The organism is Streptomyces sp. NPDC000878, assembly GCF_053599695.1.
This window is the reverse complement of sequence record NZ_JBSFMT010000060.1, coordinates 60,438-71,409: the sequence shown is the minus strand read 5'-3', so window position 1 is coordinate 71,409 and position 10,972 is coordinate 60,438. Positions and strand designations below refer to the sequence as shown.

The following is a 10,972-nucleotide window of genomic DNA, read 5'->3' as shown; positions in this document are numbered from 1 at the left end:
GGCTCGGCCAGCAGGGCGCGCTGGAGCTGGACGACGGCGTTGTGCTCGGTGGTGTAGCGGCGGGCGTTGTCGAGGCTGATGGCGGCCCGGCCGCAGTCGCGGGTCCACCGGCTCAGACTCCAGCGCCAGCACCCCGAACACCGCCTCATGCACCCGCCACAACGGCTCCCCCTCCGCCAGCCGATCCAACGCCTCCAACCCCAGCGCGTACTCCCTGATCGCCAGCGACCGCTTGTGGTTCAGGAACCGCCCCCGCAGCCGGGCAAGGTTCTCCGGCCGCGTGTACTCCGGGCCGTAGATGATCCGCAGGTACTCCCGCCCCCGGCACTTGATGCCGGGCTGCACCAGCCGCCCCTTGCCGTCGCGCACGACACCACCCAGCGGCTTCACGACCATGCCCTCACCACCCCGCCCGGTCATCTCCAGCCACCAGTCCACGCCCGCCCGCACGGACTCCGCGTCCCCCGTGTCGACGTACAGCCGACGCGTCGTCTGCAGCAGACCGGTGCCGTCGTGCTCCACCAGTCGGTCCAGCAGGGCGAGTTGCTCGTCGTGCGGCAGCCCGGCGAGGCTGCGACCCTCGGTCGCCAGGACCTGGAAGGGAGCCAGGCGCACCCCGTCCAGTCCCTCCGTCGGCCAGCAGTAGCGCCGGTAGGCCGCCGTGAACGCCGAGGCGTCCGACGCCCGTTCACGCTGGCGGGTCAGCAGGTCACCCACGTCGACGCCACGCGCCGCCGCACCCTCCAGGGCGGACAGTGCTCCCGGGAACACCGCCCCGGAGGCGGCGCCCACCGCCGCGTACTGCGAGCGAAGCAGCCCGGACGTCTTCAGCGACCACGGCATCAACTCGGCGTCCAGGAGCAGCCAGTCGGTGCCCAGCTCCTCCCACAATCCCGCCGCGTCGGCCGCCACCCGTACCCGGCGGAGGATCTCCTCGGTCACCGCCGGGTCGTCGACGAACGGCCGCCCGGTACGCGTGTACAGCGCCCCGGTGAGACCCTCGGCGTCCACACCGAACCGCTTCCGAGCCGTCTCCGCGTCACGGCACACCAGCACCACCGCCCGCGACCCCATGTGCTTCTCCTCGCACACGACCCGCTCGACCCCGTCCGCCCGGTACTGCTCGAACGCCTCCGCCGGGTGCTCCAGGTAGCCGTCCACCTGGGAGGTGGCCGTCGGAGCCATCGTCGGCGGCAGGTACGGCAGCAGGCGCGGGTCGACCGCGAAGCGGCTCATGACCTCCAGGGCCGCCGCCGCGTTCTCCTCGCGGACCGTGATCCGGCCCGCGTGGCGCGTCTCCACCACCCGGCGGCCGTGGACGTCCGCCAGGTCCAGCGGCCGGCCGTCGTGCCCGCCCGGCCCCTCCGGACGCAGCGGCCTGACCGGCTCGTACCAGACCTGCTCCGCCGGTACGTCGACCAGTTCCCGCTCCGGCCAGCGCAGCGCGGTCAGCTTGCCGCCGAAGACGGCACCGGTGTCGAGGCAGATGGTGTTGTTCAGCCAGCTCGCCTCGGGGACGGGTGTGTGGCCGTACACGACCGCGGCCCGGCCCCGGTAGTCCTCCGCCCACGGGTAACGCACCGGCAGGCCGAACTCGTCGGTCTCGCCGGTCGTTTCGCCGTACAGCGCGTGCGAGCGCACCCGGCCCGACGTACGGCCGTGGTACTTCTCGGGCAGCCCGGCGTGGCAGACCACCAGTCGGCCACCGTCGAGGACGTAGTGGCTGACCAGTCCGTCGATGAACTCCCTTACCTGGGCGCGGAATTCGCCGCTCTCGGCCTCCATCTGCCCGATGGTCTCGGCGAGGCCGTGGGTGTGCTGGACCTTGCGGCCCTTGAGGTGGCGGCCGTACTTGTTCTCGTGGTTGCCGGGCACGCACAGCGCGTTGCCCGAGCCGACCATGGACATCACGCGGCGCAGCACGCCCGGGCTGTCCGGGCCGCGGTCGACGAGGTCGCCCACGAAGACGGCCGTACGGCCGGCCGGGTGGACTCCGTCCTCGTAGCCCAACTTGCCGAGCAGGGAGTCCAGTTCGGTCGCGCAGCCGTGGATGTCGCCGATGATGTCGAAGGGGCCGGTGAGGTGGGTCAGGTCGTTGTAGCGCTTCTCGGTGCGGATCTCGGCGCTCTCGATCTCCTCCACTCCACGCAGGATGTGCACCTTCCGGAACCCCTCGCGCTCCAAGTGGCGCAGGGAGCGGCGGAGTTCGCGGATATGGCGGTGGATGACCCGGCGGGGCATGTCGGCCCGGTCGGTGCGTGAGGCATTGCGTTCGGCGCACACGTCGTCGGGCACGTCGAGGACGACGGCGATGGGCAGGACGTCGTACTGCCGGGCCAGCTCGATCAGCTGCTTCCGGCTGCCCTCCTGGACGTTGGTCGCGTCGACGACCGTACGGCGGCCCGCCGCGAGTCGCTTGCCGGCGATGTAGTGCAGGACGTCGAAGGCGTCCCCGCTGGCGCTCTGGTCGTTCTCGTCGTCGGCGACCAGGCCTCGGCAGAAGTCCGAGGAGATGACCTCGGTCGGCTTGAAGTGCCGCCGGGCGAAAGTGGACTTGCCCGAGCCGGACGCCCCGATCAGCACGACGAGGGAGAGGTCGGTGACGGGCAGGACACGCCCCTTGTTCTCGACGCTCTCGTTGTTCTCGACACTGCTCATGCTGCCTTCGCCTCCTTCTTCTTCTCGCTCGTGGTCTCGTCGGCGGTCTTGTCGGCGGTCTCGGTCTTCATCGTGAACACGGCCATCTGTGTCGGCGGGCCGACCTCCGGGTCGTCCGGCCCGACCGGCACGAACTCCGTCTCGTACCCGTGCCGTTCGGCCACCGCGCCCGCCCACGCCCGGAACTCCTCCCGCGTCCACTCGAAGCGGTGGTCGCTGTGGCGGCTGTGGCCGGCCGGGAGGGTTTCCCAGCGGACGTTGTACTCGACGTTCGGTGTCGTCACGAGGACCGTGCGGGGGCGGGCCGCGCCGAACACCGCGTACTCCAGTGCCGGCAGACGAGGCAGGTCGAGGTGTTCGACGACCTCGCACAGTACGGCGGCGTCGTACCCCTTGAGCCGCTTGTCGGTGTAGGCGAGCGAACCCTGGAGCAACTGGACGCGTGCCGCCTGCCGTTCCCCCATCCGGTCCAGCTTCAGCCGCCGCGAGGCGATGGTGAGCGCGCGCATCGACACGTCGACCCCGACGATCTCGGTGAACGCCGGGTCCTTGAGCAGCGCCTGCACCAACTGGCCCTGCCCGCACCCGAGATCGAGAACCCTGGCAGCCCCGGACGTCTTCAGCGCGGCGATGATCGCGTCCCGGCGCTGCACGGCGAGCGAGGTCGGCTTCTCCTCCGCCTCCACCTCCGTCTCCTCCTCGACCGCGTTGTCGATCTCCTCGACCTCGCTGTCGTCGGTCTCGGCGAGCCGGACCAGTTCCAGCCGCTCCATCGCCTGCCGGGTGAGCGACCAACGGCGGGACAGATACCGGCTGGTGATCAGCTTCTGCTCCGGGTGCTGGGGCAGCCAGCCCTCGCCGGCCCGCAGCAGCTTGTCGACCTCGTCGGGCGCGACCCAGTAGTGCTTGGCGTCGTCGAGGACCGGCAGCAGGACGTACAGATGGCGCAGCGCCTCGGCGAGGGTCAGCGTCTCCGATTCGAGGACGAGACGTACGTACCGCGAGTCGCCCCACTCCGGGAACTCCGGGTCCAGCGCGACCGGTTCGGCCGTCACCGTCCAGCCGAGCGGCTCGAAGAGACCTCGTACGAGGTCCGCGCCGCCCCGGGCCGGCACTGCGGGCACCTCGATGCGCAACGGACGTACCTGACCGGGGAGTTCGGGCTTCGCCCGGCACTGGCCCTTCATCGCGCTGCTGAACACGGCGCTGAGCGCGACCGCGAGCAGCGAAGAGGCCGCGTACGGGCGGTCGTTGACGTACTGCGCGAGTGCCGCGTCGGGTGCGCCACCGCGTCCCTTGCCCTTGCCGCGCCGGACCAGTGCCACCGCGTCGACCTCCAGCAGCAGCGCGGCCGTGCAGCGCTCGGCGGACGCCTCGGGGTAGAGGACGTGCGCGGTGCCGTAGGAGGTGGAGAACGTCTGCGCGTTGTCGGGATGCTTGTGCAGCAGGTACCCGAGGTCGGTCGCGGGGCGTTCGGCGGTGCCGGTGGTGCTGATCGTCAGGAACACGGTGGTTGTACCTCGAAACGGCGTCTGTACCGCCGGACGGCACGGGGCCGCCACGGCAGTGGATGAGCGCGCCTCGGTGACCATGGCCCCTGAAGGTGCCCAGGGGCCTCTGACCTGCCTCGGCGCGTTTCCACAACGTACAGCGAACGCCCAGGACACACTCAGGGATTTTCGCCGCCCCCGGCGTCCACCGCGGCCGTGAAGTCCCGTATGCGTTCGTTGATCTGTTCGGGGTGGTCGATCTGGGGGGCGTGGCCGGTGTGCGCGACGATCTCGGCGCGGGTGCCCGGGATCAGCCGCTGGACGCGTTCCAGCTGGCGTCGCGGGTGGAGCAGCAGGCTGCGCTTGCCGAGGACCAGGTAGAGCGGGGTGCGGATGGTCCGCAGCTCGTCCTCGGTGAGCGGTTGCGGGATCGGGCGGCGGATGCGGTAGGCGCGGACGGAGGCTCGGATCATGGCGCGCAACTCCGGTACGACGAGCACCGGTTGCTCCAGCCAGGCCGCCAGGCGCGGGCGCAGTGCTTTGGGTGCGGCGGTCGCGAAGAGGCCGGCGAAGATCCAGACGAAGAACCGCAGGCCCACCTTCTCCAGCCCGCCCGGGTCCAGGAGGGTCACGGAGGCGAGGCGGCCGGGCCTGCGGTGGGCCTGGTTCAGGACGAGCCAGCCGCCGTACGAGGAGCCCACCAGGTGGACGCGGTCGAGGCCGAGCGCGGCAAGCGCCTCGTCCAGCCACTGGGCGGCCAGTTCCGGCTGGTGGATGGCCTCGCGCTGGACGCTGCGGCCCGGGTCGCCAGGCGTGTCGAGCGCGTACACGGGCCGGTCGGCGCTCAGCCCGGCGGTGTTCGGGTACCACATCGCGGAACAGCTGCCCGCTCCGTGGACCAGCACGATCGGGGTGCGGGAGGTGGCGGAGGGGGCGGGGCCGTGCCGGTAGACGTGTGTGGTGCCGAAGCTCGTCTCGACGTCCAACTCCTCCTCGATGGGCGCGCCCATCGCGTACAGCGCGTCGCAGGCCGCGAAGTACCGGTCGCGGCGGGCGTCGTTCACGTACCGGCCGACGTCGGCCGGGGTACGGGTCGCCGGGGCGCTGGTCGTGGCTTTGGGCACGGCTGGGCCACCTCCTGAAGGGGTTCCGGGGGCTGCACGCTTTCGTGATACGAACGTACCATGTTCATGGTACAGCGGTATCATCGACCGGAACCGCCGATCAACGGAGTGACGGACGATGCCCAAACGCGTGGACCATGACGAACGACGCGCCGAGATCGCGCGGGCCCTCGTGCGGGTGGCGGGGCGGCGCGGACTGCACGCCGTGGGGATGCGCGATGTGGCCGCCGAGGCGGGGGTTTCGCTGCGGCTGGTGCAGTACTACTTCGAGACCAAGGAGAACCTGCTGCTCTACGGCTTGCGGCAGCTCGCCGAGAGGTTCGGCGAGCGCGTCGCCGCCCGGGTGCGGGCCGCCGGGGACGATCCCGGGCCGCGCGCGATGATCGAGGCCCTGCTCCTTGCCGCGCTGCCGACCGACGAGGAGAGCCGCGCCCTGCACCTCGTCTACACCTCGTACGCCGTGCTCGCCATGACCGACGAGGCACTCGCCGCCCAGCCCTTCCTCAAGAGCCCCGACGCCGCCGAGGAGAGTCTCGCGGTCCTTCTCCAGCAGGCGCGGGCCGCCGGCCTCACGGCACCCGACATCGACGTACGCACGGAGGCCGTCACCCTGCTCGCGCTGTCCGCAGGGCTCGGGACCAGTGTCCTGGTGGGGCAGCGGACGGCGGAGGACACCGTCGCGGTTCTCCTGCGTCAACTGGACCGGATTTTCCGGGAGTCCGTTCCAGTTGATGCTTGATGACTAGTGCGCCTGGGCCTTGCTGATGCCCCTGTCCGTCGCAGCAAGCAGCCGCCTCGTGAACGGATGCGCGGGCTCGGCCAACACCCTTGCCACCGGCCCCTGTTCGACCACCTCCCCCGCGTCGAGTACGGCGATCCGGTCGGCGAGCGACGCCGTGTCCAGGTCGTGCGTGATGAGTACGACGGACAGCTCGCCGCGCTCGCGCCGGAGCCCGGCGAGAACGTCGAGGAGGCCGCGCCGGGTGACCGCGTCCAGGCCCGAGGTGATCTCGTCGCAGATGAGGACGCGGGGCCGGGCCAGCAACGCCCGTGCGAGGGCGGCACGTTGGAGTTCGCCGCCGGAGAGCCGACCCGGGAGGCGCAGGGCCTGCTCCCCGGTGAGCCCCAGTTCGGCGAGAGCGGCGAGGGCCTCCGCCCCGGCGGCCTGTGCTTCGGTGCCGCGCAGTCGTACGGCCGTACGCGCGACCTGCTCGACGACGGGCCGGTACTCGTCGAACGCGGCCCGCGCGTCCTGGAACACGTATTGCACGGCGGCCAGTTGACCCCGGTCGCGGTCGCGCAGGCTGCGCGGAAGGGTGTCACCGTCGAGGGTCACCCGACCGTCGTGGTCGCGGTGGAGGCCCGCCAGACAGCGGGCGAGGGTGGTCTTGCCGCTGCCCGAACGGCCGACGACGGCCAGGAACTCGCCTGCGTGCAGGGTGAGTTCGGGGACGTGGAGGACCTGGGTGCGGTGGTGGCGGGCGGTGAGGTCGTGGACGTGCAGGACGGGGACCTGTACGCCGGAACGGTCGCCTGTCTCCGTCGACCGCGGTTGCTGAGCGGCGAGGAGTTCGCGGGTCCACTGGTGGCGGGGCGCGAGCCGATCCCGCTCCGCCGGCCCCGACTCGACGACCCGGCCCTCCCGCATCACCAGCACCTCGTCGGCCAGTGCGCGGACGACGTCGAGGTCGTGGCTGAGCAGGAGCACGGCGATGCCCTGTGCGGCGACGGCCGCCAGCTCCTCGACGATGCGGCTCTTCGTCAACGCGTCCTGGCCCGTGGTGGGTTCGTCCGCGACGACGACCCGGGCGCCCAGCAGCAGCGCCTGGGCCAGGACCACACGTTGCTGCTGGCCGCCCGAGAGCTGGTGCGGGTAGCGGCGCAACAAGGCTTCCCCGTCGAGCAGTTGGGCGTCGGCGAGCGCGCGCAGCACGCGGGCGCGAGCCTCCGTCCGGCGGGTCGCCCGGGGCAGGTCCCGTACCTGTTCGCGGGCGATGTCGTCGAGGAGGGCACCCACCCGGCGGGCGGGGTTGAGGACGGCGGCGGGATGCTGGGGGACGTATCCGACCGGGCCCCCGCCGGACACCCGTACCTCGCCCGACACCCGTGCGCCGGGCGGGTGTTCGCCGAGCAGGGCAAGGCCGGTGGTGGTCTTGCCGCTGCCGGACGCGCCGACCAGGGCCGTCACCCGGCCGGGAAGGACACGGAGGCTGACCCCGTCGACGAGGGGTCTGCCGTCGATCTCGACGCGGAGGTTCTCGATCTCGGCGGCCGGCGCACTGACAGGGGCGTCAGGGCCGGTGTTGTCGGGGGCGTTCATGCCTGTCGTCCCTTCTCAGGAGTACGTCGGTCCAGCGCCGCGTCGAAGAGCAGGTTGCTGCCCGTCGTCAGCGCGACGATCAGCAGCGCGGGCACGACCACGGCCCAGGGCTGTACGAACAGCCCGGTGCGGTTGCGGTCCACCATGACGGCCCAGTCGGCGGCGTCCGGCGCGACCCCGACGCCGAGGAAGGCGGCCGTGGCCACCAGATACAGCACGCCGGTGAGCCGGATGCCCGCGTCGGCGGCGAGGGTGCGCAGGATGGAGCGGCCGACATAGCCGACGGCCATGCGCCACCAGGTCTCGCCCTGCATGCGCAGCGCCTCGACGGCCGGGCGGGCGGCGGCCTCCGCTGCCGCCGCGCGGACGATCCGGGCCGCGTCAGGGATGTTGGCCAGCGCGACGAGCAGGGCGAGCCCGACCGCGCCCGGCTCGAACACCGAGGCGACGAGCAGGATCAGCAGCAGCGAGGGCACGGCGAGCAGGACGTCCAAGGGCCGCATCAGCAGCTCCTCCAGCCAACTCCGGTGTGTGAGCGCGCTGATGAGGCCGAGCGGCAACGCCACGAGATAGGCGAGCACGGTCGCGGCCAGCGCGGTCACCACCACCGGCCGACCACCGTGCAGCACCTGCTGCCACACGTCCCGACCCACGAAGTCGGTGCCGAGCAAGCGCCCGTCCCCGAGCGTGAACGAGACGGCCCGGGGCCCCGGTTCACCCGCGAACAGCGGTCCCAGCAGGGCGAGTACGAGGGGTACGCCGATGACGCCGACCCCGAGTGCGAACCGCGAACACCCCTTCACGCGGCCACCCCCGCCCGGGGCGCGAACCGGTGCGCGACGAGATCGGCGCCCAGATTGAGGAGGACGGTCAGCACACCGAACGCCACCGCCAGCCCCTGCACCACCGGCACATCACGTTCGGCGACGGCGTTCATGAGTACGGTCCCCAGTCCCGGGATCACGAACAGCGCCTCCACGACGATGACCCCGCACAGCAACCAGTCGACGGTGCGGGCGAGTTGCTGCGCCGCCGGGGCGACGGCGTTGGGCAGGGCGTGGGCGTACCGGACACGGACGCCCGGGATGCCGTACCGGCGCGCCTGGGCGACGTACGGCGAGTTCAGCGCGTCGACCATGCCGGCGCGCACGAGCCGGGCCAGGGAGCACACCGGGCGGGACAGCAGGACCAGGACGGGCAGGACCAGTGCGGCGGGGTGGCCGAGCAGGTCGGTGCCGTAGCCGACGGCGGTCGGCGGCAGCCAGCCCAGCTGGAGCGCGAAGACGGTCACCAGCAGCACCCCGAAGGCGAACTCCGGTACGGCGTACACGCCGAGGGTGACGGAGCTGACGAGCCGGTCCACGAGCCGCCCTTCGTACCGGGCGGCCAGCACACCGAGCCCAACTCCCAGCGGAACCAGGAGCGTTACCGTGATGGTCGCGAGCAGCAACGTCGGCCCGAACCCGTCCTCGACGTACGTGCTGACCGGCCGCCCGGACGTCAGCGAGGTGCCGAAGTCCCCGTGCGCGAGGCCCGCCGCCCAGTCCAGCAGCCGTTCGTACGCGGGCCGGTCGAGGTGCATGGCCTCGCGGATGGCCGCGACACGCGCCGGGTCGGGCTGGTCCCCGGCGAGTGCGACGGCCGCGTCGCCCGGCAGCGCCTCGGTGAGCGCGAAGACCAGCAGCACGACGGCCACGGTCTGCGCGCCGCCGAGAAGCAGCCGCCGGACGACGAAGGAGCGCAGTCCGCTCACGCCAGCCAGACCTTGTCGAACCGCGCCCAGTCGAGCGAGTTGGCGGGCGCCTTCTCCTCAACTCCCTGCACGTTCTTGGCGGTTCCGAGGATCCAGTCGGCGAACCCCCACACCAGGAACCCGCCCTCGGCGTACAGCCGACGCTGCATCCGCTCGTACACGGCGGTCCGCCCGGCCGTGTCCTTCGTCGACTGGGCCTGCTGGTACAGCGCGTCGAAGTCCTTGTGGTGCCACTTCGTGGCGTTGGTGGTGGAGTCGGTGAGCAGCCGCTGCGAGATGTGCGCCTCGATGGGCATGGCGCCGGAGCGATAGCAGCAGATCGTGCCCGAGTCGAGGATGTCGCTCCAGTACGAGTCCTTGCTGCCCATCTTCACGTCGATCGTGACGCCCGCCTTCGCCGCCTGGTCGCGGAAGATCCCGGCGGCCTCGGTGAAACCGGCGGCGACTGCGGAGGTGTCGAGCGTGACCTTGAGGTTCTCGGCACCGGCCTGCTTCAGCAGGGCCTTGGCCCGGTCGAGATCCTGGGCGCGCTGCGGGAGATCGGCGGCGTAGTACTCGTACCCCTTCCCGAACAGGTCGTTCCCGACGACACCCGCGCCGGACAGCGCGCCGTCGACGAGTTCCTGCCGGTCGGCGATGAGGAAGAAGGCCTCGCGGACGCGCTTGTCGTCGAAGGGCGCGCGGTCGGTCTTCATCGCGAAGCCCTGCATGGCGCTGTTGCGCAGGCGCACGATCTCGATCTGCCCCTTGCCTTCATGGGCCCGAGCGGTGGTCGGGTTGAGTTCGTGGGCGTACTCGACCTGGCCGCCGAGCAGCGCGTTGACGCGCGCGGACTCCTCGTTGGCGACGACGAACTCGATCTCGTCGAGGTGCGGGGCGCCCTCCCAGTAGTCGTCGTAGCGGCGGAACAGCGCGGAACGGCCGGGCGCGAAGGACACGAACCGGAAGGGCCCGGACCCGACTGGCTTGCTGTCGAAGTCGGTTCCGGTCGCGCCGTCGGGCACGATGTACGCGCCGAACGCGGCCAGGATGTTGGGGAATTCGGCTGTCGGACGCTTCAGCACGAACTCGATCCCGTGCGTGCCGGTGGCCCGGCTGGCGTCGAGGTCGATCGGCTCCAGGGACGCCTTCGCCCGGAACGCCTGGTCGGGGTCGGCGATCCGCCGGTAGCTGTACAGCACGTCCTCGGCGGTGACCGCCTTGCCGTCGTGGAAAGTAGCCCGGCGGAGGGTCACCTGCCAGCGGTCCAGCGTCTTGTTGGCCTCCCACTTCTCGGCGAGGCGGGGCTGCGCGGAGAGGTCGGCGCCGTAGTCGGCGAGCTTGTCGTAGAGCGCCTTGGCACGGGCCGCGTCGGCGAACAGGCTGGCCAGATGCGGGTCAAGGGTCTCGCTGGCACCCCCACCGGCGAAGGCGGCCCGCAGCCGCCCGCCCCGTCTGGGCTTACCGCTGCCGGAGCCGCTGCCGCCGGAGGTGTCGTCCGTGGAGTCGGCGGCACAGCCCGCGAGGCCGAGCGCACCGAGCGCGGCGGTACCGCCCACGGCAGCGAGGAAACCGCGTCGGCGCAGGGCAGGAATGTCGTACATGGGAGTCCTTCGGATCTCTTGACGTGTGATCGGCGTGTGTGGTG

The 10,972-nt window shown here is 71.6% G+C and carries 7 protein-coding genes and 1 pseudogene; 1 reads left to right on the top strand and 7 read right to left on the bottom strand.

Annotated features, from left to right (window positions below; all coding sequences use genetic code 11):
• Positions 1 to 93: 93 nt before the first annotated feature.
• The 3 genes and pseudogenes from ACWDR4_RS37010 to ACWDR4_RS37000 form a co-directional block, all read right to left on the bottom strand.
• A pseudogene (locus ACWDR4_RS37010) lies at positions 94 to 2,658 on the bottom strand (polynucleotide kinase-phosphatase); the annotation flags it as partial.
• A complete protein-coding gene (locus ACWDR4_RS37005) occupies positions 2,655 to 4,166 on the bottom strand; it encodes a 3' terminal RNA ribose 2'-O-methyltransferase Hen1 (RefSeq protein ID WP_450414997.1) in 1,512 nt (503 codons plus the stop codon). The pseudogene ACWDR4_RS37010 and the gene ACWDR4_RS37005, both read right to left, overlap by 4 nt.
• Positions 4,167 to 4,327: 161 nt before the next feature.
• Positions 4,328 to 5,272: an alpha/beta fold hydrolase gene (locus ACWDR4_RS37000; RefSeq protein WP_450414995.1), complete on the bottom strand. Its 945-nt coding sequence runs from the start codon at positions 5,270 to 5,272 to the stop codon at positions 4,328 to 4,330.
• A 118-nt stretch (positions 5,273 to 5,390) separates the two neighbouring features.
• Between ACWDR4_RS37000 and ACWDR4_RS36995 the strand changes: the two genes are divergently transcribed.
• Positions 5,391 to 6,011 (top strand): TetR/AcrR family transcriptional regulator, encoded by a 621-nt coding sequence (locus tag ACWDR4_RS36995; protein ID WP_450414994.1) that lies wholly within the window; start codon positions 5,391 to 5,393, stop codon positions 6,009 to 6,011.
• A 3-nt stretch (positions 6,012 to 6,014) separates the two neighbouring features.
• Here ACWDR4_RS36995 and ACWDR4_RS36990 read toward each other — a convergent pair whose 3' ends face one another.
• The 4 genes from ACWDR4_RS36990 to ACWDR4_RS36975 are packed head-to-tail and all read right to left on the bottom strand — an operon-like array spanning position 6,015 to position 10,928.
• Positions 6,015 to 7,592 carry an ABC transporter ATP-binding protein gene (locus ACWDR4_RS36990; protein ID WP_450414992.1) on the bottom strand — a complete coding sequence of 526 codons (1,578 nt, stop codon included), beginning with the start codon at positions 7,590 to 7,592 and terminating at the stop codon, positions 6,015 to 6,017.
• Positions 7,589 to 8,395, bottom strand: a complete 807-nt coding sequence (locus ACWDR4_RS36985) for an ABC transporter permease (RefSeq protein ID WP_450414990.1) — start codon at positions 8,393 to 8,395, stop codon at positions 7,589 to 7,591. The genes ACWDR4_RS36990 and ACWDR4_RS36985 overlap by 4 nt, the downstream gene beginning before the upstream one ends.
• Positions 8,392 to 9,345 (bottom strand): ABC transporter permease, encoded by a 954-nt coding sequence (locus tag ACWDR4_RS36980; protein WP_450414989.1) that lies wholly within the window; start codon positions 9,343 to 9,345, stop codon positions 8,392 to 8,394. Before ACWDR4_RS36980 ends, ACWDR4_RS36985 begins: the two co-directional genes overlap by 4 nt.
• On the bottom strand, positions 9,342 to 10,928 hold the full coding sequence (locus ACWDR4_RS36975) for an ABC transporter substrate-binding protein (protein ID WP_450414987.1): 1,587 nt from the start codon (positions 10,926 to 10,928) through the stop codon (positions 9,342 to 9,344). The genes ACWDR4_RS36980 and ACWDR4_RS36975 overlap by 4 nt, the downstream gene beginning before the upstream one ends.
• Positions 10,929 to 10,972 lie beyond the last annotated feature (44 nt).

Bases quoted from the DNA above. Each gene is read 5' to 3' on its own strand.
- ACWDR4_RS36990 (WP_450414992.1), bottom strand. From the start codon at position 7,592: ATGAACGCCCCCGACAACACCGGCCCTGACGCCCCTGTCAGTGCGCCG.
- ACWDR4_RS36975 (WP_450414987.1), bottom strand. From the start codon at position 10,928: ATGTACGACATTCCTGCCCTGCGCCGACGCGGTTTCCTCGCTGCCGTG.
- ACWDR4_RS36995 (WP_450414994.1), top strand. From the start codon at position 5,391: ATGCCCAAACGCGTGGACCATGACGAACGACGCGCCGAGATCGCGCGG.